We start from the raw sequence: 24849 nt of genomic DNA on the forward strand, positions 1-24849 counted from the left end.
TCCATTTCCACTCCATCTCATTATTGAAATCGTGAGCTTGAAGGATTTAGATTTGACTTGATAGTCTGGGGTTTATGGAGCGCTTACAATTAACTAAGTTAAATCAGTTAATACAAGAGGCCATCAGCGCTAATATTTCTTATGCTGACCAATACGGCGTGAGGATTGTAGGATCGATAGATTGCGGCGATGTCGATGTGAATGTAGACCGCGACCGCTTTGCACAAGTGCTCACCAACTTGTTATCGAATGCAGTTAAATTTTCTCATGAAGGAGGCGAAGTTCGCGTCTCTGTCGAGGCGGCTGCTAAGACTGTCAAGATTATTGTTAGTGATCAGGGTTGCGGTATTCCTGTTAATTTTCACGATAAGATTTTTCAAAAATTTAGTCAGGTCGATAATTCCAATACTCGCAAAAAAGGCGGCACCGGTCTGGGTTTAAATATCTGTAAAACCATCATAGAACACATGGGCGGTACTATCGGTTTTAAATCAACGGTGGATGTTGGCAGCCAATTTTTCTTTGAACTACCTTTGGCCTCTGTGCAAAGTTCTACTGAACTTTAATATTTATACTTAGTTATTTTACTAAGTACAAAGAAGTATTGTTGACTGTTTATCGTTAAAAATAGCATCGATCTAAGCGTCATTTTTTATACAACTCTTCTCAAAAAAACCAAAAAAACCCCGCATACCAACAGGTAGCGGGTTTGATCATCATCCATGAAAGCCAAAACTGAATCGCGTAATTAGTCTTATAAACTAATCTTATAAACTAATCTTATAAAATGATCTTATAAAATTAATTAATCAGTTGATTGCAAATCCCATTTTGGCAGCACTCTTTATTACCGGTTCGATCAATATAAAACAAAGCTAATTTGGGGTATGTTTGCCAGCGCACAGAATGCGTGGATATTTGCGCGCATCCTTTGGCACAATCAGGCGACACCTTACATCACTGTACCCACTTGATTAGCTTCAGCTATTGCGCTGATTTTTAGCACTTCCGCAAAATTATCCCAGCTGCGTTGCATCTCCTGTTCTTACTAAGTAAGGCACTAATGTAATGTCGTGGTCGCTACTCCTTGTTGGGATAATTTTGCGTAAGTCATTTTTACTTAATATTTCGTAATCAACTTAAGGTCCCATCATGAAAATTTCTATTTTATTGCTAGCGTTCGCAGGTGTTTTAACGATGACTGCTTGTGATCGTCAACCGGCGCAAGTCGTCGTGCCCGTCGCTGTTCCGGGACCTGCTGGAGCAACGGGCGCAACTGGCGCAGCCGGTGCCCCAGCTTCTGTTGGTGCAACTGGTCCGGCTGGGGCCGACGGCGCACAAGGTACTGCCGGTGCTACGGGTGATCAAGGTATGCCTGGAAATGAAGGCGCAAAAGGTAAGACTGGAGAGCAGGGCAAGCCAGCTGACCCTACGATTATTGTTGTGCCTGCTAAGTAATTAATTTTTCAACATAATAGGTTGGCAGTACCAATTGATGTGCTGCCAGCTAACTCTAAACACGATGCGATTTTCTTCGGTCAAGGAACAATATTGAACGTCTGATTAGCGCATTTTTATCCATATGATTGAAATATATGAATATGATCATTAGCCTTATTGTTTATCTCGTCGTCTTCGGACTTATCTGGTGGCTGGTCGGAATGTTGCCGCTCCCATCACCGGTAGCCCAGATCGTACGCGTGTTGTTCATCATCTTATTAATTATCATTATTTTGTCGGTATTTGGAATTGTGCCCGGTATTCGATTACCGCAAATTCACTGGTAGTTTTTTGTGTTACCTGCTTGCTTCGCATAAAGCGGTTCTGTGAACGCTGTTTGTCGTATTCGAAGACTCAAGTAGATTCAAAAGCGCAGAGAATGTAGAGGAATATGTCCCCCTGCTTTCTCTGCGCTTTTATCGTTATCGGGTATTTTTTGCGTAAGCCCTATTCATATCTGGCAGGCTATTCGGTCTGTATCAACTTCTGTTGAGTAAAAATTACGAGTGAACTGAATTCGATGTGTGCGTTGGCGAACATAACTTTGTGCGCTAGCTGGCTATTATGTTCTTCAAGTAAGATATTAGGCTAATCAAAACCTGATTTTTCCTTTATTCAAATTTTATCTCCAATTCTTATTTTCATTTAATTACCAAGCAAAAATCTCTATGTCGAATTCAATAAAAAAAATAATGATCCCTTTGTTATTCATCTCGCCGGCCATGGGTCCCATGCTCGCTTATGCTGGTGAATTAGAGCAACAGATGTTGCGCTGCTCTGTACTTGGTGATGCGAGTGCACGCCTTAGTTGCTTTGATGCGTTAGCCAAAGCAACGACGCCAGAGCAAGCCGATACCGCAGTCGCCAAGGCGGAAGCCGTTCAACCACTCGTGAGTATTAAGCCCACGCAGCCCGCGCAAGTGGTAGAACCCGCACCAGAAATATCCCATATGGTACAAAATTGGGAGCTGGACGAGGCCTCTAAGCGTGGACGTTTTGTGTTCCGCCCGCATCGCGATAATTATCTGTTGCTGGCGAATTACAGCAATGCAACCAATGATCAGCCGTTTAAAGAGTTCACGCCAGGCGGGATTAAATCTAAGCATGTGGAACTGACATATCAATTGAGTTTTAAGATGAAATTAGCTGAAGAGGTCGCTAATTCTCCGGTGGATTTATGGTTTGGCTATACTCAACAAAGTTTTTGGCAGGCATATAACCGAAGCGCATCAAGTCCATTCCGCGAGACCAATTACCAGCCAGAAATTATGGCTGTCATACCGATTAATAAAAACTTCGCTGGACTGGATATTCGCTATGTTAATTTTGGGGTAGTGCATCAATCGAACGGCCAAACCTCAACGCTGTCCCGTAGCTGGAACAGGATTTATGCAGAATTAGGCGTAGAGCGGGGTAATTTTGGATTGACCACACGCGTCTGGCGTCGCCTCGATAATGCAAAATCTGACAACGACAATATTGATATTGTCGACTACATGGGGCATGGCGATATCAGAGCTGTTTACCGTGAGAAAAGTGGACAAGAATTTTCTCTGACTGCACGTCGCAATTTTTCTACAGGTCGCGGTGCAATCCAGGCTGGCTGGGCGATTCCTATCGCTACCAACCTTAAAGGATATGTTCAATTATTCTCAGGTTACGGTCAAAGTCTGATCGATTACAACTATTCGCAAAAATCCTTAGGTGGCGGTTTTATTATGGATTTTTGATGGCTGCTATTGATGGTGCAACGAATAACTTAGTTTTCTGACTTAAGTCTTTCGCTAGGCATCGCAATCGACTTAAAAACCTTGGATTGATCAGGTATCAATCCAAGGTTTGGAGTCGTTCATGTCCATCACAAAATTTATAAATTCAGTCCCATCACATGATCGTCATAGTCTTGTCCACCGACGTTAAATTGACGTTGCCCAATTTTCTCAAAACCAGCTTTTTGATAAAAGCTAATAGCGCTGTCATTGCCAGCATAGACGCCTAATACTAAGCGTGATGCCTTGACGATACGTGCATGTTCAGTAGCCGTATTAAGTAGAAGTTTGCCTACACCCCCGCCTTGGAATTTCCCTAAGATATAAATACGTTTCAGTTCTGAGTCAACGGTAGATAAATCATTTGATGCTGACTGTGGAGTCATAAGCACCATATAGCCAACAGGCGCTTGGCCGGGACTTATTTCGGCAAGCCATATCTTGTAGCTAGAATCTAATAACCAACTTGCATAGAGTTCTTTTGAATGCGCTTTAGCACAATGCTTAATGATGTCATTGCCGCCGAGAACGCCCGCGTATGTCTCTAAAAAAGTTGCGTGTCCAATCAGGGATAAAGCGTGCTCATCTCCGTTTTCGCATAAGCGTAAAGTTATCGGTAGTCGCATGAATGTTGATCTTTCGATTTATATTTGAAGTACGTTTGGTTTTAAAAAATATTTCTGATGTGATGACTGAAAATTTTAAAAGTCTTTGAACTTGCTTTGCTAAAACCTGCTTCCCCAAATTCTAGTTTATCTTTCGAAGGCATAGTCTTGTCCATAAAAATACTTCACACAAAAACACGTATGGCTCAAACTACTAACTTGTTCAAAACGCTCTGTTAAGTCATCCTCTTTTTGTCTTGCAACAGCCAAATATGAAAGGGAGATTGCCACAAAAAGATACCCAACGCGTTTTACAGCTATGTGCACGCATTTGGATTTAGCTTGGCGCAAAAGTTCTGCTGCTGATATCGATTGGGACTGAGCTATGCCAAATACGTATATTTTTAGCGATTTAATTCATATTTCTGATCTAGCTTGGCGGCTTACACTCGTTTCTCTAATTACTAATTCATTGCGCCATGAAGATCACCAAACTGACCACCTACCGAGTGCCTCCGCGTTGGATGTTGCTGAAAATTGAGACCGATGAGGGCATCGTTGGCTGGGGCGAGCCAGTGATTGAGGGACGTGCCAAGACAGTGGAAGCCGCAGTACAAGAGTTTGCGCCCTATTTGATCGGGCAAGACCCTTCCCGAATTAACGATTTGTGGCAAGTAATGTACCGTGGCGGTTTTTATCGCGGCGGTGCGATACTGATGAGCGCCATGGCAGGAATCGATCAGGCTTTATGGGATATTAAAGGCAAGGTACTTGGCGTCCCTGTGTACGAGTTATTAGGTGGTCTGGTGCGTGACCGCATGAAAACCTACAGTTGGGTCGGTGGTGATCGTCCTGCCGATGTGATCGCCGATATCCGCCGCCTCCGTGAGGCCGGTTTTGACACCTTTAAGATGAATGGTACTGAGGAGTTCGGCATCATTGACAGTGCCGCCGCGGTAGATGCAGCAGTTGGACGTATCGCTGAAATCCGGAGTGCTTTTGGCAATGAGATTGAATTTGGTATTGATTTTCATGGACGTGTGGCAGCACCTATGGCGAAGGTGCTGTTGCGAGGTCTGGAGCCTTACCGGCCACTATTTGTAGAAGAGCCGGTATTGGCAGAGCAGGCAGAATATTATCCCCGCCTGGCAGAAGCAACGTCGATCCCGCTTGCTGCGGGTGAGCGCATGTATTCGCGCTTTGAGTTCAAGCGTGTATTTCAAGATGGCGGTATCTCGATCGTGCAGCCTGATCTGTCACACGCTGGCGGTATCACGGAATGTTACAAAATTGCCGCGATGGCAGAGGCGTATGACATTGCATTGGCACCGCATTGCCCGCTAGGTCCTGTTGCTTTGGCATCGTGCTTGCAAATTGACTTTGTTTCGCATAACGCGGTCTTGCAAGAACAAAGCATGGGAATACATTACAACCGCGATGCTGAGCTACTTGATTATGTTTTAAATCGTGAAGATTTCCGTATTACAGATGGCTATATCGCTCCCTTGCCCAAGCCTGGTCTTGGGGTCGAAATTGATGAGGAAAGAGTAATTGCCGCGAGTCTCAATGCACCAGACTGGCGTAATCCTCTTTGGCGTCATGCTGATGGAAGTGTGGCGGAATGGTGAGCCCGCTTAATCCTTTTAGTCCAATTGGCGTATCGCCCAGTGACGCTCGGATGATCGCAATTGATTGGGGTAGTACCAGCCTGAGAGCATTTTTGTTGGGAGCAAACGGGCAGGTGCTTGAAACCAGGTTCGGCACTCATGGCATATCCAAAATGAAAGCCTCATCGCAGGCGTACTCTGAAGTCTTGACTACGCTCGCAGGTGACTGGCTGGATGTATGGCCACGGCTCCCCATACTTGCTTGCGGGATGGTCGGCAGCAAACACGGTTGGCAGGACGTACCGTATGTCGCTTGCCCGGCTAATTCTGATCAGATCGCGGCGGGTACAGTTTATGTGACAAGTACCGATCACCGTCGCGTACACATCGTCCCGGGTTTGTTGTATCGCTCAGATAACGCGACGCCAGACGTGATGCGGGGTGAAGAAACTCAGATCATCGGTGCTTTGCAGATGCAGTCTTCATGGTCTGAACATTGTTGCATCGTTATGCCGGGCACGCATTCTAAATGGGCGCACATATGTCAGGCGCAAGTGCTGGAGTTTGCGACGCATATGACGGGTGAGTTATTCGCCGTTCTGCGCGAGCATTCGGTGCTGGGACGTCTTATGACATCAGTTGAATCACACGCAGGGTCACAGAATGCTCAGAAGTCACAGGACTTGCATCTTACGAGTTTTTTGCAGGGTGTTGATGCCGTAAAAGACACCGCCATACATGGCTTGAGCCATTTGTTATTTTCTGTACGCAGTTTAGGTCTAATGGAAGATATTCCGGCCAGCAATTTGGCGGACTATTTGTCTGGCTTACTGATCGGACATGAACTCAAAGCAGGTCTGGTCTGGCGTTCAGCGGCTGGCTTAACGCAAGCCCCTTTGATCTTGGTTGGTGAAACAGATTTATGCCAGCGTTATGTGCAAGCTTTACAGCGCTTTGATGTCAAGGCAGATGCTGTGTTATCTAATACTGCGCCAGCAGGCTTGTGGCGCCTTGCCTTAAGTGCAGGCCTGCTTGTGCCAGAAATTAATCTACAGGATTCAAAATGACTGCAGCCTTAGCAACACTGGATAGCGCTTTCGCTCAATTACCGCTCGTTGCGATTTTACGTGGCGTACAGCCTTTTGAAGTCGAGGCAATTGCCTCAGCTTTGTATGCAGAGGGTTTTCGTATTATCGAAGTTCCTTTAAATTCTCCGGATGCTTTGGCGTCTATCGGCATACTTAGTCGCTGTCTGCCAGCAGATGCCCTGATCGGCGCTGGTACCGTACTCAGTGCAGAAGCCGTACAACAGGTACGCATTGCAGGCGGACGTCTGATTGTGATGCCGCATGCTGATGTGCAAGTGATTACAGCTGCAAAAAAAGCAGAGATGTTTTGTGTGCCTGGTGCGGCGACGCTGACGGAAGCATTTTCTGCGTTAAATGCCGGAGCCGACGCCATCAAACTTTTCCCCGCTGAATTGATAACGCCACAAATTGTTAAGGCAATGCGCGCAGTGCTGCCAGCTAATCTGAAATTGTTGCCAGTTGGTGGGATCAGTCCGCATAACATGGCGCCTTACTTACAAGCAGGTGCAGCAGGTTTTGGGTTGGGCGGGAGTTTATATTCGGTAGGCTTAGATGCTGCCAGCGTAGCAAAAAATGCGCGAGCTTTTGTGGATGCTTTGGTCTCTCTTGCCCACACATAAATATGTAAGACATTAGCAATCTGGTCTGTTTTAAATATGGGGACTTACGCAATACTGTCCTAGCTGAGTTGCACCTCCAGCTAGTACTGACTAAGGTACTAAAGTACTGTTTTCGTCGCTAGTCCCTGCAGGAGCAATTTTGCGTAAGTCCTATAAACAAAAAAACTAAACAAAAAGAAAACTCAGGAGACAAAAAATGCAAAAAAAATTATTGCAGCAAGAACGTAATTGCTTGCACCCGCTAAAGGTCAGACTTTTATTGAGTGTAATCTGTAGTCTGACTGCCGGATCACAGGCGCTATCGCAAACACTGTTGCAGGTAGACGCCAGTGCGCCGCTTGTAGCACCTGTGAGTGGTCATCTGCGTATGGGTACGGCGCTCTCGCCTGCTGGTAAAACACTAGGTATCAACAATCAATATCTCTTGAAGGATGGCCAGCCGTGGTTGCCTGTTATGGGCGAATTCCACTACTCGCGCAGTCCTGCAGACAGTTGGGAGGCAGAGCTAAGTAAGATGAAATCTGCTGGCATCAATATCGTTTCCAGCTATGTCATTTGGAATCACCATGAAGAGCAAGAAGGCATATTTAATTGGAAAGGTAACCGCGATTTACATCATTTCCTTGAGTTGTGCCGCAAGGTAGGGTTGAAGGCGGTAGTCAGAGTTGGCCCTTGGGCGCATGCCGAAGCGCGTTTTGGAGGGATACCTGATTGGGTCGTGAACACCATGCCGACTCGGGGAAATGATCCGCAATATCTCCATTTTGTCGAGCGTCTGTATCGGCAAATTGGTGTGCAATTAAAGGGTCAGTTGTGGAAGCAAGGCGGCAGTGTTATCGCTATCCAATTAGAGAACGAATACAATTTGACTGGCGCAGGTGAGGGCGCTGCTCATATCTCGACCCTCAAAAAACTGGCTTTGCAAGCAGGGCTAGACGTACCCTTGTACACAGTGACTGGTTGGGACGGTACGGTCTATCCCTCTGGTGAAGTGACGCGGGTTGTCAATCTAGTTGTCGCCTAAAGTAGTTGTTGTCATGCGGCTTTTTTGAGTTCTGCTTGCAGCTCCTTTGTGTCTATTTGCTTCTCTGGATTTAAATGAACGATGTTGATACGTTGCCAGTTTCGGATCTCACCACTCCAGCGTTCAGGATGCTGTTCTTTAGCCGCTTTGTAGATAGCGATACGCTTAGCTAGCAAGGCGTGATCCTCGCCATCATGGCGCTGCGCTGGCGTAACGAAGTTGATCGCGCTATGGCGATGCTCGTGGTTGTACCATTGAACAAAGCCACCAACCCACACTCTGGCCTCTAGCAGATTGGCAAAGGCCTGCTGTGGATAGCTTGATCGATATTTGAGGGTTTTAAAGAACGACTCAGAGTACGGATTGTCGTTTGAGACAGCCGGTCTGCTAAATGACGGAACGACACCAAGTTGTTGTAAGGTCGCTAGCATGGTTGCGCCTTTCATGGGGCTGCCATTGTCTGAATGAAGAACCACTTGGTTTGGTGCGATATTTTCTCTGACACAAATGTCTTTCACCACTTCACTGGCTAGCTCACTGCTTTCGTTTTCATAGATCTGCCAACCGACTACTTTTCTGCTAAAAATATCGATGAACAAATACAGGTAATAGTGAATACCTTTGACTTGTGTCGGCAAATAAGTAATGTCCCAACTAAAAAGCTGATTGGGTTTTGTCGCGCACAATGCACGAGGTTTGCTCCGCGCTTGTGCTGGCCGTTCCTTACCACGATGGGCGAGTTGCTTCGCTGTTCTTAAGACGCGATAGAAGCTCGATTCAGAGGCAATATAGCAAGCTTGGTCGAGTAAGCAAGGAACAATTTGGCTCGGTGGAAGATGGGCAAATTCTTCTGAATTGGCGACAGTAATTATCTGCTCGCGCTCCTCTGGAGTGAGGGCATTCTTGGGTATTTGCATTCTGCCTGGTCGTTGATCACCTAAACTATTTTCGCTGTTAGCATCACGCTGCCAGCGTTGTAGCGTGCGTTCAGAAAGTTCTATTACTGTGCAGCATTGACGCTGGCGCGCACCTGCAGCGATGCTGTCAGCGACCAAAGAAATAATGTTGTTGCGCTCTGTGAGAGAGGTCATTTTTCCTCGTCCTCCCACAGAGCTTGAAACTTTTTTTGCAGTATCAGCAGAGCAGCAGCCTCCGCCAAAGCTTTCTCTTTGCGATTTAATTCGCGCTTGAGTTGATGGTTTTCATCTTTAAGATCGCGTATTTCTCGCTTGCTGGGCGGGGCCATTTCGGCGTTGGTGTGAACACTGCAAAAAGCGGCTTTCCAGCTGGTGAGGTGATGCGCGAACAGGCCGCGCTCACGACACCAGGTATTGAGTGCTTCACCTGTGAGGCCGTAGGTTTCTTGCAGCGCTTGAAGCTGCTCTTCAACACGCCAGTCTTGCGGACGCTTTTCTTTGACGATGCCGGGCAAGTCGTCACGTGTTTGTTTCATTTTTCTTTTCATCCAAATCTTGAGCGTTTGTAGTTTGACGTTCAGCTCTTCAGCGACCGATTGTATCGTGCGGTCGCCACGGGAATATACTTTCACTAGCGCTTGTTCTTTAAATGCGGAAGAATACGTTAAGTTCATTGCTGCCTCTGGTTTAAGAATTTATTTCTAAATTTTAGAGGCGACAACTAGTCTGACACAGGGGGCGGTAATTGGCGGTTACCCTGATGAACCCTGGGGTGTCAGCACAAGTGAACTCCCGCCCAAAGAAACCTATGCTTTTCGTTTTGATAGCCGCGTCAGCGGTGATCTGGGCGCGCAGACAGCAGCCAGTGCACCAGGCACGGCTGAGACAGATAAAGAGCTCACACCATTTTTGGGTGCCGAATACGGTGCCGGTTTGCCAGCTATGTATCGTCGCCGGACCTTGGTGTCGGCAGACGATATCGCCTCCATGTTGCCAGTACAGTTAGGTTCTGGTGTGAACCTGATGGGCTACTACATGTTTCACGGTGGACGCAATCCTAGTGGACTTAGTGTACAAAATAGCCTCGAAGAAAGTACGCTCACTGGCGGCTATAACGATACCCCGATGATCAGTTATGACTTCAATGCACCCTTAGGTCCGGATGGGCAGCAGCGTCCGGTATTATCTGCATTAAGGCCATTTCATTATTTCTTAAATAATTTTGGCGATCGTCTGGCACCAATGACGGTACGCAAGCCTGAGCTAGTGTCTGCATCGGCGATAGATCTGAACACCCCACGTTTTTCCGTTCGCAGTGCAGGTGATAGTGCCTTCCTTTTCTTCAATAACCATGTCCGGCAATACCCGATGCCTACCCAACGGGGCGTACAATTCTCTGTAAAGTTATCGCACCAGACTGTAGTCTTCCCACAGCATCCTGTAGATATTGCAGACGGTAATTATTTTATTTGGCCGATCAATTTTGACCTCGACGGCACGCGCCTGATCTATGCGACTGCACAACCAGTTGCGCGCCTAGATAACGGTAAAGCTGGCTTGCTATATGTCTTTGCAGAACAAAAAGATATACCGGTTGAATTTGCGTTTGACCCCGCAGTAGCCTCTTACCTGACTACCTCGGCGTCAGAGGTGCACCAAAAAACTAGCGATGGTAAATTAATTATTGATGGTATCAAAGCAGGAACCAGCAGCCCGTTTAGTTTGCATCAACCCAATGCCAGACCTGTCACTGTTTTAGTATTAAAACCGGAGCAGCTTAAGCAGCTTTCCATCGGTGATTTTGCTGGTCAGCGCCACCTGGTATTAAGTGGGCAGGAACCCTATTTTGCCAGTAAGGGGCTGTATTTGCGAACCCAAGAAATTGCGCCTGTCACAGTAGATTTTCGTTTTGCGGTCTACCCGCCACTAGACCGGTCGCCGCATTCCTCGGTACCGCTAATCGCCAGCGCGAAGGACGGGATATTTCAAGTCTTCGAAGCCAAGCTCAAAGCCCGTAAGCTTGATGTAAAAGTGACAGAATTACGAGCAGCCCAGCAAATGCCGCCTGTGATCATTGGCGGTTTAGCCAAAGCAGCAATGCAGCCTATTCCAGAAAATTTCCGTTATGCCGCAACATGGCAAATCGCTATCCCGCAAGAGCAGTTGCGGGACGCAGGCGAGGCTATTTTAGAGCTTGATTTTGTCGGTGATATCGGGCGGCTGTTTAGTGGTACTAAGATGTTGGATGATTGGTATTACAACGGCCAGCATTGGCAATATAAGATCAAGCCAACCGACACTGCATTGACCTTAAGCGTATTACCTTTACTGGCAAATGCACCGATCTACTTACCAAAAGAACATAGACCTGATTTCAAGGGAGCGTCGCAGGTCGCAAATTTGAGACAGCTACGGGTATTACCTGTCTATCATCTCGACATTCAGCCTTAAAGAGCATTGCTATGAAAAGTAATGAGGTATATGAATTTGAGATAGATAGAGCCAAACAAAGCATTTGTCTCAGATAGCACAAACCGCTAACTTAGAGTCATTAGATCAATAAAGCGCATGTACCGGAGAGTATGGCGTTAAAAATAAAAACATACGGAGACGAGTGTGAACCAACCAGAATTACCAGCTTTACTAAGGGCGCTTGTATCGCGTGCTTTATCGCAAATGCAGCGTCTGTCAAATTTACTACTAGCTGATGGAGTAATAAGCAGCGTAAGAAGTAAAGCGAACACAAAGCCCTTAGTCTTTGGTGCGGTCTTGTAATGTTGCGCGACTCATTACCTCAACAAGCTTCAGCGCAGAACATGCGCCTTGCATTAGCCCAAAATGCGATTTTAGGTGAAGGTTTGCAATGGAATTCAGCGCAAAGCAAATGGTGGTGGACAGATATTGATGCAGCTACTGTACACGCATGGTCACCGGGCAATCAGCAAGTACTCAATTATCGTTTGCCTGATCGTGTAGGTTCATTTGCACACTGCCGTTCTGGACGCTTATTGCTCGGTTTATCCAAGCGACTTGGTTTTGCTACGGTTCCCGAAATCCCGGCGAACGGTATGATCGGCGTACAAAATCTGGCGGTACAAGCTTTGGTCGCAGTCGATCCGGCAGAATCACGCACCCGCATCAATGATGGTCGTACCGACAGGCGAGGTTTCTTTGTATTCGGTACCTTTAACGAGGCCACTGAAAAGCGCTCGATCGCCAGTTTTTATCAATATTCGCTGCAATATGGCTTGCGCCGTCTGGCACTTCCAGCAGTGGCAATTGCAAACAGTATTTGTTTTAGCCTTGATGGTAAAACGATGTATTTCACCGACACCTTGACGCGTCGTATTCAGCAATGTGATTACGATGCTGAATCAGCCAGGGTGTCACATATCCGCTTGTTTACGCAGATGGATGATCCTCTTGCCTACCCTGACGGTTCAGTCGTCGATAAAAATGGATGCCTTTGGAATGCCCAATGGGGTGCTGCCAGCATTGTGCAATATTCGCCTGCTGGCGAACTCATACAGCGCATCCATGTTCCTGTAAAAAATCCAACTTGTCCTGCTTTTGGCGGTGTTAATAGCGACCAGTTAATGGTGACGACTTCCCGCAAAGATATGAGCGCAAAAGAATTAGCAAGTATGCCGGCAGCGGGTAGTCTGTTCTCTCTTCAATTGGATGATCGTATCGGGATTGAAGACAGCCTGTTTGACGATAGCTCTGAGGCGATGAGCATCATTTCCACCAAAACAAAAACCAAAACTAAAGCGAGACAATCATGATTCAAAATTTGAAATTTGCTTTCCGGCCTCGCGTCATGATCAGCGCATTGGCGATGACTCTTTGTAACTTGAGCGTTGTGCCAGCAGCGTCTGCGGCAGAGCCGGTAAAAATAGGATTTTTGGTCAAGCAAGCCGAAGAGCCATGGTTTCAGGATGAGTGGCGTTTTGCTGAACAGGCTGCACATGAAAAAGGCTTCACCCTGGTCAAGATCGGTGTTCCGAATGGTGAAAAAATGATTGCCGCGATTGATAATCTGGCCGCCCAAAAAGCCCAGGGATTTGTGATTTGCGCACCAGATGTCAAGCTCGGAATCGCGGTTGAACGCGCTGCTAAACGCAATGGACTGAAAGCCATGTCCGTGGACGATCAGCTGGTTGACGGCAGTGGTAAGCCGATATCCTCAATTCCGCACATGGGTATTTCAGCTTACGAGATCGGCAAGCAAGTTGGTCTGGGCTTAGTCGATGAGATGAAAGTAAGAGGCTGGAAAATGACTGAAGTGGGTGCGATGCGCCTGGCCTTTGATCAATTACCCACTGCTCGTGAACGTACTCAAGGTGCAGTAGATGCATTGAAGGCGGCGGGTTTTCCTGTGGCTAATATTGTCGATGCGACGCAAGCGAAGACAGATACCGAGAGTGCTTTTAATGCGGCAAATATCGCCCTGACCAAGCATGCACAATTTAAACATTGGGTCGTATTTGGCATGAATGATGAAGCCGTACTAGGCACCATACGCGCCACAGAAGGCCGTGGCTTACGTAGCGATGCGGTCATAGGCATAGGCATAGGTGGCAGTAAGACTGCCCTGAATGAATTTGCCAAACCAAGTCCTACAGGTTTTTATGGCACGGTCTTGATCAGTCCCAAACGTCATGGTTATGAGACCGCAATGAATATGTATAAATGGATCACTGAAAACAAGGTGCCAGCAGCCGTGACGCTGACCACAGGCACTTTAATGACTCGGGTTAACCAGACCGAAGTCCGCGCTCAGTTTGGGCTTTAAGGTGTCACACGTGAAATCTGCTTATCTTCAATTTAATCAGGTCTGCAAGAACTTCCCGGGTGTAAAGGCACTAAAGGGCGTCAGTTTTGATGCGCACGCCGGTACCGTGCATGGCTTACTGGGTGAAAACGGCGCGGGAAAATCGACCCTGCTAAAAATCTTAGGCGGGCAATACCGTCCTGATGGTGGTCGTTTGATAGTAGATGGTCAGGAATGTCAATTTCATTCTGCTGCTGATTCTATCGCCGCCGGTATCGCCATCATTCATCAGGAATTGCAATACGTACCAGAGCTGACTGTTGCTGAAAACGTACTACTGGGACATCTGCCACAAAAATTTGGTTTTGTTAACAAGCGCGAAGCCCGGCGCATAGTTGCGGAACGTTTGAGTGCTATCGGTGTTGATCTGGATCCAGGTGCCAGACTGGCTGATTTATCGATTGCCCAGCGTCAGATGGTAGAAATTTGCAAAGCAGTTTTACAAGATGCAAAGGTCATTGCTTTTGACGAGCCTACCAGTAGTTTGTCGCATCGGGAAACTGAGATCTTGTTCCGGCTGATACGCAATTTGCGTGCGGCGGGCAATGTCATTATCTATATTTCCCATCGTTTAGAAGAGCTTTATGCACTCTGTGATAGTTGCACGATCTTCAGAGACGGGCGAAAAATTGTTACCCATCCTGTCATGGCAAATGTGCCAAAAGATGTACTCATCAATGACATGGTCGGCCGCGAATTGCAGGATATTTACGATTATCGGCCACGCAAAATGGGCGCGCCGCGTCTGGTAGTCAGCGGGCTCAAAGATAGCCGCTCAGCTGAGGGCGCTAATTTTAGTGTGCGCAGTGGTGAGGTGCTCGGCTTTTTTGGGCTGGTTGGTGCTGGTCGTAGCAAATTAATGCGCTTACTTTACGGCGCTGACAAACGCTCTGCAGATTCTCATGTAGAGCTGGATGGCAAACAAGTTTCTGCACTCGGACCGGCTGCTGCAATTAAAGCCGGTATCGTATTGTGCCCCGAAGACAGAAAAGAGCAGGGCATATTGGCGGAAGCATCGGTTGCTGAAAATATCAATATCAGTTGCCGTCGCAATGACTTACTAGGTGGATTATTTTTACGCCACAAGCGAGAAGCTGAGCTGGCTGACCGCTTTATTCAAAGACTAAAAATCAAGACGCCGGGTCGTGAGCAGGAAATTCGTTTTCTGTCAGGTGGCAATCAGCAGAAAGTGATCCTGGCACGCTGGCTGGCAGAACCAGATTTGAAAGTGTTGATACTTGATGAACCCACACGCGGTATCGACGTCGGCGCAAAAAATGAAATTTATCGGATTATCCATGACGTCGCTGAACGTGGCTGTTGCGTCATTGTCGTATCAAGCGAGTTACCTGAGATTTTAGGTATCGCGGATCGTGTTCTGGTTATGCGCGAAGGTCGCATCAGCGGCGAACTTGATCGCGCACATGCGAGTGAAACAGCCGTACTCAGTCTGGCACTGCCAGACATGCAAGTAAGTTAGAACTAAGTTAGAACTAAGTTAAAAGTACGTTAAATTTAATTAGGATTATTTATATGACTTCCCACAGCACTATGTCGGCAGATAGTAAGACAGTGCCAGACCTACAAGAATCGCAAGCTGCCTCAAATTCAGCTTCGAGTTCCGTTTCAAACGCAGCTTCACATAAAACCCATTGGGTGGCGCAGCAGAGTATGCCTATTTTGTACGCACTATTATTTTGCGTGCTCTCGTTCACGGTAGAGAATTTCTTTTCTACTACCAATATCGTTGGACTGATGTTGTCGGTGGCGCAAATCGGCATGGTGTCGTGCACCATGATGATGTGCCTTGCCTCACGTGATTTTGATTTGTCGATTGGTTCTACCATCGCTTTTTCTGGTGTATTGGGTGCGATTATTCTGGAGCATACACAAAGCGTGTTGCTAGCCGTTGGTGGTGGTTTGGTGGCAGGTGCGCTGATCGGCGCTGGTAATGGCGTGTTGATTGCATACCTACGTGTTAATGCCCTAATCGCCACCCTGGCAACCATGTTGATGGTGCGCGGCCTGGCTTTCATCGTATCCAAAGAGCAGGCGGTTGGTATTTCAAACGAACTCTTTATCAGCTTTGGTGATACGCGAATTTTTGGATTGCCTTTGCCAGTTCTGGTCGTGATTATTTGTTTTATCGTATTTGGCATTTTGCTTAATCAAACTGTTTTTGGCCGTAACACGCTCGCAATAGGCGGTAACCCGGAAGCCGCACGACTGGCGGGTGTGCGGGTTGAACGACTGCGCGTCTGGATATTTCTGTTGCAGGGTGTGGTGACTGCGTTGGCTGGCTTGATACTCGCTTCCAGAATCACCAGCGGGCAACCGAATTCCGCTCAAGGTTTTGAACTGGATGTTATTTCTGCCTGCGTCCTTGGTGGTGTCTCATTGCAAGGCGGTAAAGCCAAAATTTTCGGTGTGCTGATTGGCGTGCTGATCATGGGTACTGTTGAAAACGTGATGAACTTACTTGATGTCGACGCGTTTTATCAATATCTGATGCGCGGCATCATTTTGCTGGCGGCTGTTTTGTTTGATCAATTAAAGAGCAGAGGCTCTCGCTCATAAGCTCAGTTGACACAATTGAGATATCCATTCGCAAGAAGTGAATTCAACCAATATCCAAGACGAGAAAGTAATGACATTAAGATTACAGGACAAGGTAGCAATCGTGACCGGATCAACCTTGGGGATCGGTGCCGCAATAGCACGATTGTTTGTCCAGCATGGAGCGAAACTTGTTTTGAATAGCCATCGTAATGACGCTGCTGCTGCCGCGATTCAACAAGAATTGGGTAGTGAAACTACCTTGTTTGTACAAGCAGATGTGGCTGATCAAAACGCCATGCAAGTATTGGCTGAACAAGCAATCGCGCGCTTTGGAAAAATTGACATACTCATCAATAACGCCGGTATGAACGTATTTGCCGATCCGCTAGAAATGACGCAAGAACAATGGCAGCGATGTTTTTCTGTCGATCTGGACGGCGCATGGAATGCCACCCGTGCCGTATTGCCATCGATGTTGCAACAAGGAGCAGGAAGCATTGTCAATATCGCTTCTGTACATGGGCATCAAATTATTCCGGGCTGCTTCCCTTATCCAGTGGCCAAACATGCCTTAATCGGTTTAACCCGCTCTCTGGGGATAGAGTATGCAGCGCGCGGCATCAGGGTAAATTCGATTTCTCCGGGTCTCATCATGACGGAGGCGATTCAGTCCTGGTTGGAAAATTGTCCTGATCCTGATGCAGAAAGACAACGCCAGGAGGCAATATTGCCATGCCGACGTATCGGTCAGCCGGTTGAAGTCGCTTATACTGCACTCTTTCTTGCCAGTGATGAAGCGCGCTTCATCAATGCTACCGATATCTTGATTGACGGCGGCCGCTCACAGTTGTATCACGAATAATTTATCTCCCTACCATCATGAGTGACCCAGGTTCTGACCGATTTGTACGTACACATCTTAAGACCCGCCAATTGGTGTTACTGGTCGAGCTAGGGCGTCATGGCTCGATTTTGCATGCCGCCCAAGCTGCAAATCTGACGCAGCCAGCCGCATCTAAACTTTTATCTGAACTGGAATATGCATTAGGCGTGCAGCTATTTGAGCGCCTGGCTCGCGGCATCGCACCAACCTGGTATGGCGAAGTTATGATCAGGCGCGCCGGTGCAGCTTTGGCCGAAATGGATGCCGCCCATCAGGAGGTGATGGAACTCCTTTCCGGGCTAAGCGGACGAGTATCCATTGGCGCTGTCATGACGCCTTCTACCGGCTTGGTACCAAAGGCGGTCACCTTGCTAAGGTCGCGCCACGCTCGCTTAAATATTCTGATTAGTGTTGATACCAGCAAGCTGCTGATACAGCGTTTGCGTGCGGGTGAACTGGATTTGGTGGTTGGCCGGATACTCGATACCGAATCCGCCGCCGAGTTAAATTTTGAACCGCTGACAGATGAGCCACATAGTTTGATTGTACGCGCAGGGCATCCCTTGTTAAGCCGCAGTAATTTGGGGCTACAAGACCTTGCCGGTGAAGCGTGGATATTGCCGCCAAGCGGAAGTATCTTAAGAGACAGACTGACTGCGTTATTTTTATCCCGTGGGCTAGATCAGCCAGCAGAAACGGTAGAAACCATCGCCTTGCCGGTAATCACCAGCCTGTTATTGGGTAGCGATATGCTGGTGGCTCTGCCAAAGCAAATTGTGCAGACCTATCTGGATTCTGGCCTGCTGGCGGTGTTGCCTTATGAGCTTGGCTTGCGTATGGATTTGTATGGAATTGTCACCCGAAAACAACACCGCTTGTCGCCCGGCGCGCAGGCGATGCTCGACACTCTACGTGAAGTCGCTACAAAATCCCCTAGCTAAATACCTCGTATGTGCAGGCAATATATGGCTTTGCGGCGATGTGCTGCCTTTAAAAAGCGATGCCGAAATGATGTATATCAAATCCGCATAGCGTTTCGTAAATAAAGCATTAGATTGCAAGTCCTCCACACAATACGATCAATCTATGCTCATGAAAAATGAGTTAAATAAAATTCCAGACTGAACGCAAAGTAGTGAGAGTAGAGCAGTGCATCTTGTGTGCTCTGTGATGAATTTCTGCTCTGGCAGTAACACTCCCTTACTTTTAAAAAATCGTCATGGAATATGCCACCGGTAGTGTGGCTTCACTATAAAAAAGACGGAGACAATATGCAGCAGAAAAAACTTAGTTGGCTGATTCATGCCATGTTCATTCTTCCTACAGCCAGCGGTATCGTCTGGGCGCAAGAAACACCTACCCCGGCATCGACAAGCACATCTGCAAGTACGGGCGGTTCAGAATTTCAACAGGTGACAGTGACTGGCATACGCGCCTCAGTGCGCAGCGCCCTGGCTTCTAAAGAAGCATCAAACAGCATCATAGAAAGCATCGCGTCCGAAGACATCTGCAAATTGCCAGACACGACGATTGCTGAATCGTTAGCGCGTCTGCCAGGTCTGTCATCAGGCTTAGATCGGGGAAATTCCAGTCAGATTGTTGCCCGTGGCCTGGGGCCGCGCTTTATCGGCGCCACCTTAAATGGCCGTGAACTAGCGACTTCCGAACCGGCTCGCGCAGTGCGCTTTGAGCAATTCCCTTCCGAGTCCTTAAGTGGCGCAACGGTCTATAAAACACAATCGGCAGAACTGGTCGAAGGCGGCATAGCAACTACGATCGATTTGCTCACCGTACAACCGCTCAAATTCAAAGAGAGACAATTCTCGCTGAAAGCAGATGCGTTGTATTACCCGATGGGAAATCAGATCCCAGGCTCGACTACCACTGCACCAAGATTGGGTGGTATCTACATTGACCAGTTCAATAATAATACTTTAGGTGTTGCTCTGGCTTTCAGTTACCAAGATCAGCCTTCATTGCAAAAAAATATCAGGCATTGGGGTTTTAACGAAGATCATTCCGCCGATTTGAATGGTGATGGCAAAGTCGATAAAACTCCCTGGGGTTTTCAAGACGAAGCCAGGCATGGCAAAGATAAGCGCTCTAGTGCGCTAGGCAAGGTGGAATGGAAAGCTAGTCCGGATGCCTTTATCACAGGCGATGTCTACTACGCAAAATCTGCTATTGATGAACGCGGACAACAACACTGGACCGGCGATCTCGGAAACTGGAACGGCTATCAGAACGCAAACTACAGCAATCTGGATATCCGTAACGGCTACGTGGTTGGTGCTAGCGTAAAAGATGTCGGTGTGACGAATAATGATTTTGTATGGGTACAAGATACCAGCACACTAGCGGGCGGACTTAATGGCAAATTCAATGTCGGTGACTGGAAGTTAGAAGCCGATCTGTCCACATCCAGAGCCGAACGTAGCAGCCAGTGGCGTGATTTACGTCAATATTCCAAGGCAAACGGTACGATTAGCTGGGCATTCACCGGTGATGAAAATCAAACCTATTCTTTTGGTCAGGACACCGGCAATCCAGCCAATTTTGGCTCACCCACTATGTACGTTGATACCGACGGCCATTTAAAAGACACCCTCAATGCCGTACATATCAACGGCTCGCGCTCTGTAGAATTTGGCACCGTCACAAAAATCAAATTCGGCGCCCGTTTTACCGATAGGGAAAAGGCTTATCACCAAACTACCTGGAATGTCTCACCCAACGGCAGCCTACCTGATTCTGCTTACGAAACTATCAATGTTAATGGCATGCCTGCCTTTATCGCGCTAAAAGATTTTTACGGTTCTGCATACAGCCTGTTTGGTGCAAACGTTTTTGACGCTAACGGACGTACACAAACGCAAAACGATTTGTTATCCGGCTGGAACGTTAAAGAACGTAGTTCCTCTCTTTATGCCCAGGCAGATTTAGACGGGACAATGGGCAACATGCCTTACCGCGGCAATGCCGGCATTCGTGTAGTACGCACCAATCAGACCGGTGCTGGTATGCAGTCCATCAACGGTGCTGCACCTACACCAGTGGAGGGTGGCACGACTTACACAGAAGTTTTGCCTAGTTTGAATTTGATTTTCTCTATGGATAGTAAACAAGAAAAACAAATTCGCCTCGGGATTGCCCGCGCAATGTCACGTGCGCCTTTGGATGAAATGCGTGCGTCACGCAATCTGAACGTGGACTCAAATCCAGCACAGCCTTTGACCGGCAGCGCAGGTAATCCAGAACTGAAACCGATGCTGGCAGATCAGATCGATCTGGCCTATCAATGGTATTTTGGAAAAGGTTCGTTAATCTCTACCGGCTTGTTCTACAAGAAAATTAGCCGGTATATCGGCATTACTCAAGACTCCACCACGATTGATGGGCGTGCCGCATTGATTACCCGCTCCGTCAACGGTACCGGTGGCAATGTCAAAGGGATAGAACTGGTATATCAGCAAGCGTTCACCGAATTGCCAGCACCTTTTGATGGCTTGGGTGTCTCTAGCAACTACACCTATACCACCAGTGACATTAAAGAAAATATGCCTGTAGGGAATCCGTTTCCTATCGAGGGTTTAATGAAGAGTAACGGCGGCGTCACTCTTTGGTATGAAAAAGCCGGATACGAGGCACGCATCTCCGCGAATTATCACAGTGCGTTCGTTCGTAACCCGACCTGGACGGCAGGACAACTGATCCTGAACGAAGCCGAAACTTATGTCACTCTCAATCTGGCAAAACAAATTACGCCCCAGTTACAACTCAGATTTGGGGTTGATAATCTGACCAACCAAAAGGTCGTCTACACCAGCGCCAATAATCCATATCAACAAGAAGTCACCGAGTTTGGACGGCGTTTCAATCTTGGTTTGTCATACAAGATGTAAATCAAAAACGGAGCTAATTATTTAGCTCCGTTTTTTTATATCCACTGTTTTATGGCAACCCAGCACGGATGTATTTCTTGCATGCGCCTGACGGTAGCAATGCCGTTATCAATATTATTATCAATGTAGTTAATCGGTTCTAAAAAGAGGCGGATACACCGCACATCAGAACTTTTTTCATCAATAGGAGACAACATCATGATGAACAAAACGATTTATCGTTCAATAGCAGCCTCAGCCTTATTGTTGGCATCAATTTTTTCATGGAATACACAAGCGGCCAGTTTTGCCAATGGTGCAGATATCAGTTGGGTCAACCAGCAAGAAGCCAGCGGCTATGTTTTTCATGACAGCAGTGGCAATGCGACTGACCCCTTTGTGTTGCTCAAAAATATCGGCGTCAATGCCATCCGCTTACGGGTTTGGGTTAACCCAGCCGGTGGCTGGTCCAATGCGGCCGACGTCTTATACAAGGCCAAGCGCGCAGCAGCACAAGGCCAGCGCATCATGATTGACTTTCATTACAGTGACACCTGGGCCGATCCCGGTCATCAGGTAAAACCTGCGGCATGGTCCAGCCATACTCTGGCTCAGCTCAACAATGATGTATATGCCCATACCCATGATGTCCTTAACTATTTTAAGAGCAACGGCATTAATGTGGAATGGGTACAAGTCGGTAACGAGATTAATTCCGGCATGTTACTCCCCACGGGAAGCACCTCTAATTTTGCACAACTGAGTGGTTTGCTCAATAGCGGATACAACGCCGTAAAAGCGGTCTACCCAAGCGCGCTCGTCGTGCTGCATTTAGCCAATGGTTACGACGACGCGATGTTCCGATGGTTTTTTGACGGCATCAAAAGTAAAGGCGCCAAATGGGACGTAATCGGGATGTCGCACTATCCACCCGTATCCGGCTGGGCTAGTTACAACACCAAAATTGCCGCTACCATGTCAGACATGGTCACCCGATATGGCAAGCCAGTAATGGTGTGCGAAGTAGGCATGGACTGGCAGCAAGCCGCAACCACAAAAAGCATGTTAAGCGACCTGATCACCAAAACCAAAGCAATGGGATCAAACGGACTAGGCGTGTTTTATTGGGAACCTGATGCTTACCCCGGCTGGCAAGGTTACACGATGGGCGCGTTGAACGCGTCCGGGCAATTTACTAAAGCACTAGATCCGTTTTAAGCTCGTTCTCCCGCTATCGCATACATTAAGATTTGTGATAGCGAGAGCAAGCATTGCCACGGCAAGATATCGTTTATTTAGTAATTGGCGCCAAATATCTAAAATCTAAAGTAACCGTAGCTCCCGTTGGGGGAATCGGCCCAAGATAGAAGTCATTGGCGTTCTTCATTTCTCTTTTACATTGAAGCAAAGCTTCAAGTTTATTTTTTTCTGTATCTTCCGCCAGCGTGCAATTTATCGTGCCCTGGGTCGACAATGCGCCATTTTCTTTGGCAACCAAAATTACTACCGTGCGGACAAAGCGTGGGACAGGTCGATTGTTCGCTGCTTTATATTTAATTTCGTAGCCAATTGCGCTAATTCCGATTTCGCACTTACCCGGCACTATTTCATCAAGAATGATGTCTTGAGTTTGGAGTCCATTTGTTACTGGATAATAAAAAGTGCGATTGAAATAAGTTGTCTCGTCTGGAATCATCGGAATCACTAGTGTATTGATCAATGATGTTACTAAAGATCTTTCGGTTCGCCAGCATCCTTCGGTATATTTTTTTATGCGCGAATCTGTGCGACCATCGCTTAGCTTCTGATTATTAAATTGCGTATAAAAGGTGATTAGTCTTACCTCTAATTCAGGTGGCGTTTTTGTAATTATCCTGACGGTTTTTTGGCCTCGGTTAGGATTTGTCGGAGCCATTTCTTCTGTTGCGCGACTTGATGCTTCAAACAAGCTCGTAGAGTCTTCTTTCATATTGGAACAGCCGCTTATAAAACTAAGGGCAATGATGATAATTGTAGTCGTTATTGTTTTCATTGATGAATCGAAGAGTTCCTGATTGCTTAGGTTCTTTGTTTTATTTAAGCCAATAATAAAGTGAGCAGCCAGCGTAGATTTTTGCTTAGTCCCACTCAACTTATGAGTTAAAAGCCCTTTTTTCTTTAAGAAAGCAGCGCTAGAATTCACTTTTATTCCCGATGACTTTCAGTAGAAACTAAATACGAAAAACGACGTTGCATTTTACTTCTTCGCTATCTCATTAAGCCGTATTCTTAATAACTGCAAAGCCGACTCGCGATTTCGATATCCGTTAAAATCTTCCTGGCACTCAACCACAATTCCTGTTGTTATATGTGTAAGCCTTACTCCGCACTTGGTGCCACTAAGTTCACGATACAATATTTGGCCTGTGCGTCTCACTCGGAAAGTTTCAATCAATAACTCTGATGTAGTAAAGTCAGTTATTGCAAACGACTCTTCAGTTCGATTTGTCAAAGTGGCTGCATTCAATTTGTCGCTATTTTTGGACATATTTCTTTTGAAAAAGTTTGATCTATTGAGATATAAAATTACTGACTTAATCTAGCCTGTATTCTCGCTGCCATCAAATAAATTTATATGTTCCGTCAATTTTGATTTTCTCAAAAATCAAAATTGACGGTGTAATCGGGAATCTTAGAATAAATTCCATATTCTCCATAAGCGGTCAAAAGTATCTGTAAAATGAGTGTGGCGGCAAATACTCCCCTCATTTGTTTGCAAATATGCCATACCGTTGTAGTCATAAATATCCAGGAAGGCATCCTGCAAACGTGCATGCGGCGATACATCTGCTTCATAGATGGTCACCCGGATTCCATTGACGTGTAAGACAAGGGCGAGTATCAACCCGCCCATACCGGCACCTACGATAATGATGTGAGAATCGACTAATGACTTCGACAAGCTGAGAGGTTTGTTCATGGTGCGTTCCAATAAGTACGGGCAAGTTGGGCAAAAGTACGACAGCTCGCAATAAAATCCGACTATTGTCGGGGAAACGCTGACCTACCTCAAACAAGTGCTGGTTGGCGTATATGGGGCAGTCTGATCGAGTGGCTTAAGAGCCAAACTCACAGCGACCGTTTTTCGCGGTGTTCGATTGGAGAAATACTACACAAGACTGCGTTTTGGTGAAATTCAAATTACTGTTACTTCAGCGTCCTTCTTGCTTGCCGTGCTTGAGTTCGCCCGGGTGTAAGTTCCTTTGTGAATGTCGGTTTTAATGTGCTCTCCAAGTCGATCGCGTAATGGGACGTAGATGTTGGTCGCATCACACGTTTTGATTGCTTAACAGTTGACGACAACAATCATTCGTCACACAGGTGCAAAGCGGAGATTCGGGCGCAACGTCGCATTTCACTCCGGTATAAATAATTGGCTTATTGTCCAAATAATCTCTGGATGATTAAAAATACTATTAACTAGTATAAATGAGACCTTTGCATGACAGCCTTAATCAGAGCCGTTTCAGCAAAGGTTGAATTTTTAAAAAATAAAATGATGCTTTTTTAGTGATTTTGTCTT

The 24849-nt window shown here is 46.8% G+C and carries 21 protein-coding genes; 17 read left to right on the plus strand and 4 right to left on the minus strand.

The window, feature by feature from the left end:
- Positions 1 to 74: 74 nt before the first annotated feature.
- From AAKU61_RS19290 to AAKU61_RS19305, 4 genes are all read left to right on the plus strand, one after another.
- Positions 75 to 566: a sensor histidine kinase gene (locus AAKU61_RS19290; protein WP_354334891.1), complete on the plus strand. Its 492-nt coding sequence runs from the start codon at positions 75 to 77 to the stop codon at positions 564 to 566.
- Between the two features lie 586 nt (positions 567 to 1152).
- On the plus strand, positions 1153 to 1458 hold the full coding sequence (locus AAKU61_RS19295; protein ID WP_354334893.1) for a collagen-like protein: 306 nt from the start codon (positions 1153 to 1155) through the stop codon (positions 1456 to 1458).
- A 137-nt stretch (positions 1459 to 1595) separates the two neighbouring features.
- Positions 1596 to 1787, plus strand: coding sequence for a Thivi_2564 family membrane protein (locus tag AAKU61_RS19300; protein ID WP_354334895.1), 192 nt, complete (start codon positions 1596 to 1598; stop codon positions 1785 to 1787).
- Positions 1788 to 2168: 381 nt separating this feature from the next.
- Complete coding sequence (locus AAKU61_RS19305; RefSeq protein WP_354334897.1) at positions 2169 to 3230, plus strand: phospholipase A; 1062 nt, start codon at positions 2169 to 2171, stop codon at positions 3228 to 3230.
- A gap of 137 nt (positions 3231 to 3367) precedes the next feature.
- Here the strand turns inward: AAKU61_RS19305 and AAKU61_RS19310 are convergent, their stop codons facing one another.
- Complete coding sequence (locus AAKU61_RS19310) at positions 3368 to 3895, minus strand: GNAT family N-acetyltransferase (RefSeq protein WP_354334899.1); 528 nt, start codon at positions 3893 to 3895, stop codon at positions 3368 to 3370.
- A 458-nt stretch (positions 3896 to 4353) separates the two neighbouring features.
- On the opposite strand from AAKU61_RS19310, the gene dgoD reads away from it, so the two are divergent.
- The 4 genes from dgoD (at position 4354) to AAKU61_RS19330 (ending at position 8213) form a co-directional block, all read left to right on the plus strand.
- The gene (gene dgoD / locus AAKU61_RS19315) at positions 4354 to 5502 is read left to right on the plus strand and encodes a galactonate dehydratase (protein WP_354334900.1); all 1149 of its coding nucleotides are present in this window, start codon (positions 4354 to 4356) and stop codon (positions 5500 to 5502) included.
- Complete coding sequence (locus AAKU61_RS19320; RefSeq protein WP_354334902.1) at positions 5499 to 6548, plus strand: 2-dehydro-3-deoxygalactonokinase; 1050 nt, start codon at positions 5499 to 5501, stop codon at positions 6546 to 6548. The genes dgoD and AAKU61_RS19320 overlap by 4 nt, the downstream gene beginning before the upstream one ends.
- Positions 6545 to 7189, plus strand: a complete 645-nt coding sequence (locus AAKU61_RS19325; protein WP_354334904.1) for a 2-dehydro-3-deoxy-6-phosphogalactonate aldolase — start codon at positions 6545 to 6547, stop codon at positions 7187 to 7189. The genes AAKU61_RS19320 and AAKU61_RS19325 overlap by 4 nt, the downstream gene beginning before the upstream one ends.
- Positions 7190 to 7385: 196 nt before the next feature.
- A complete protein-coding gene (locus AAKU61_RS19330; RefSeq protein ID WP_354334906.1) occupies positions 7386 to 8213 on the plus strand; it encodes a beta-galactosidase in 828 nt (275 codons plus the stop codon).
- Positions 8214 to 8224: 11 nt separating this feature from the next.
- Here AAKU61_RS19330 and AAKU61_RS19335 read toward each other — a convergent pair.
- Positions 8225 to 9804 (minus strand): IS3 family transposase gene (locus tag AAKU61_RS19335; protein WP_354334908.1). Its coding sequence is split into 2 segments (ribosomal slippage): positions 8225 to 9333 and positions 9333 to 9804, totalling 1581 coding nucleotides; the frame shifts between segments, so codons are not numbered across the junction.
- A 235-nt stretch (positions 9805 to 10039) separates the two neighbouring features.
- Between AAKU61_RS19335 and AAKU61_RS19340 the strand changes: the two genes are divergently transcribed.
- The 9 genes from AAKU61_RS19340 (at position 10040) to AAKU61_RS19380 (ending at position 22505) form a co-directional block, all read left to right on the plus strand.
- Positions 10040 to 11581 carry an alpha-amylase family protein gene (locus AAKU61_RS19340; protein WP_354334910.1) on the plus strand — a complete coding sequence of 514 codons (1542 nt, stop codon included), beginning with the start codon at positions 10040 to 10042 and terminating at the stop codon, positions 11579 to 11581.
- 323 nt (positions 11582 to 11904) lie between these two features.
- Positions 11905 to 12915: an SMP-30/gluconolactonase/LRE family protein gene (locus AAKU61_RS19345; protein WP_354334912.1), complete on the plus strand. Its 1011-nt coding sequence runs from the start codon at positions 11905 to 11907 to the stop codon at positions 12913 to 12915.
- Between the two features lie 35 nt (positions 12916 to 12950).
- Complete coding sequence (locus tag AAKU61_RS19350; RefSeq protein WP_354334930.1) at positions 12951 to 13925, plus strand: arabinose ABC transporter substrate-binding protein; 975 nt, start codon at positions 12951 to 12953, stop codon at positions 13923 to 13925.
- 10 nt (positions 13926 to 13935) lie between these two features.
- On the plus strand, positions 13936 to 15444 hold the full coding sequence (gene araG / locus AAKU61_RS19355; RefSeq protein WP_354334914.1) for an L-arabinose ABC transporter ATP-binding protein AraG: 1509 nt from the start codon (positions 13936 to 13938) through the stop codon (positions 15442 to 15444).
- Positions 15445 to 15515: 71 nt separating this feature from the next.
- A complete protein-coding gene (gene araH / locus AAKU61_RS19360; protein WP_503012664.1) occupies positions 15516 to 16541 on the plus strand; it encodes an L-arabinose ABC transporter permease AraH in 1026 nt (341 codons plus the stop codon).
- Positions 16542 to 16611: 70 nt separating this feature from the next.
- Complete coding sequence (locus AAKU61_RS19365; RefSeq protein WP_354334918.1) at positions 16612 to 17385, plus strand: SDR family oxidoreductase; 774 nt, start codon at positions 16612 to 16614, stop codon at positions 17383 to 17385.
- 17 nt (positions 17386 to 17402) lie between these two features.
- Positions 17403 to 18347: a LysR substrate-binding domain-containing protein gene (locus tag AAKU61_RS19370; RefSeq protein WP_354334920.1), complete on the plus strand. Its 945-nt coding sequence runs from the start codon at positions 17403 to 17405 to the stop codon at positions 18345 to 18347.
- 330 nt (positions 18348 to 18677) lie between these two features.
- Entirely contained in the window at positions 18678 to 21308 is a 2631-nt protein-coding gene (locus tag AAKU61_RS19375) for a TonB-dependent receptor (protein WP_354334922.1), read from the plus strand.
- A gap of 198 nt (positions 21309 to 21506) precedes the next feature.
- Positions 21507 to 22505 carry a glycoside hydrolase family 53 protein gene (locus AAKU61_RS19380; protein ID WP_354334924.1) on the plus strand — a complete coding sequence of 333 codons (999 nt, stop codon included), beginning with the start codon at positions 21507 to 21509 and terminating at the stop codon, positions 22503 to 22505.
- 73 nt (positions 22506 to 22578) lie between these two features.
- Here AAKU61_RS19380 and AAKU61_RS19385 read toward each other — a convergent pair whose 3' ends face one another.
- Together AAKU61_RS19385 and AAKU61_RS19390 are read right to left on the minus strand one after the other, a co-directional pair.
- Positions 22579 to 23469, minus strand: coding sequence for a hypothetical protein (locus AAKU61_RS19385; protein ID WP_354334926.1), 891 nt, complete (start codon positions 23467 to 23469; stop codon positions 22579 to 22581).
- A 489-nt stretch (positions 23470 to 23958) separates the two neighbouring features.
- Positions 23959 to 24246, minus strand: a complete 288-nt coding sequence (locus AAKU61_RS19390; RefSeq protein WP_354334928.1) for an NAD(P)-binding protein — start codon at positions 24244 to 24246, stop codon at positions 23959 to 23961.
- Positions 24247 to 24849: the final 603 nt, after the last annotated feature.

The sequence above is a fragment of the Undibacterium sp. GrIS 1.2 genome, from assembly GCF_040544435.1.
Classification (GTDB): domain Bacteria; phylum Pseudomonadota; class Gammaproteobacteria; order Burkholderiales; family Burkholderiaceae_D; genus Undibacterium.

What these genes read in the sequence shown, in the direction of transcription:
- AAKU61_RS19370 (WP_354334920.1), top strand. Translation starts at nt 17,403, where the DNA reads ATGAGTGACCCAGGTTCTGACCGATTTGTACGTACACATCTTAAGACC.
- AAKU61_RS19365 (WP_354334918.1), top strand. Translation starts at nt 16,612, where the DNA reads ATGACATTAAGATTACAGGACAAGGTAGCAATCGTGACCGGATCAACC.
- AAKU61_RS19330 (WP_354334906.1), top strand. Translation starts at nt 7,386, where the DNA reads ATGCAAAAAAAATTATTGCAGCAAGAACGTAATTGCTTGCACCCGCTA.
- araH (WP_503012664.1), top strand. Translation starts at nt 15,516, where the DNA reads ATGTCGGCAGATAGTAAGACAGTGCCAGACCTACAAGAATCGCAAGCT.
- dgoD (WP_354334900.1), top strand. Translation starts at nt 4,354, where the DNA reads ATGAAGATCACCAAACTGACCACCTACCGAGTGCCTCCGCGTTGGATG.
- AAKU61_RS19380 (WP_354334924.1), top strand. Translation starts at nt 21,507, where the DNA reads ATGATGAACAAAACGATTTATCGTTCAATAGCAGCCTCAGCCTTATTG.
- AAKU61_RS19295 (WP_354334893.1), top strand. Translation starts at nt 1,153, where the DNA reads ATGAAAATTTCTATTTTATTGCTAGCGTTCGCAGGTGTTTTAACGATG.
- AAKU61_RS19375 (WP_354334922.1), top strand. Translation starts at nt 18,678, where the DNA reads ATGCAGCAGAAAAAACTTAGTTGGCTGATTCATGCCATGTTCATTCTT.
- AAKU61_RS19325 (WP_354334904.1), top strand. Translation starts at nt 6,545, where the DNA reads ATGACTGCAGCCTTAGCAACACTGGATAGCGCTTTCGCTCAATTACCG.
- AAKU61_RS19345 (WP_354334912.1), top strand. Translation starts at nt 11,905, where the DNA reads ATGTTGCGCGACTCATTACCTCAACAAGCTTCAGCGCAGAACATGCGC.
- AAKU61_RS19310 (WP_354334899.1), bottom strand. Translation starts at nt 3,895, where the DNA reads ATGCGACTACCGATAACTTTACGCTTATGCGAAAACGGAGATGAGCAC.
- AAKU61_RS19350 (WP_354334930.1), top strand. Translation starts at nt 12,951, where the DNA reads ATGATCAGCGCATTGGCGATGACTCTTTGTAACTTGAGCGTTGTGCCA.
- AAKU61_RS19305 (WP_354334897.1), top strand. Translation starts at nt 2,169, where the DNA reads ATGTCGAATTCAATAAAAAAAATAATGATCCCTTTGTTATTCATCTCG.
- AAKU61_RS19300 (WP_354334895.1), top strand. Translation starts at nt 1,596, where the DNA reads ATGAATATGATCATTAGCCTTATTGTTTATCTCGTCGTCTTCGGACTT.
- AAKU61_RS19390 (WP_354334928.1), bottom strand. Translation starts at nt 24,246, where the DNA reads ATGAACAAACCTCTCAGCTTGTCGAAGTCATTAGTCGATTCTCACATC.
- AAKU61_RS19290 (WP_354334891.1), top strand. Translation starts at nt 75, where the DNA reads ATGGAGCGCTTACAATTAACTAAGTTAAATCAGTTAATACAAGAGGCC.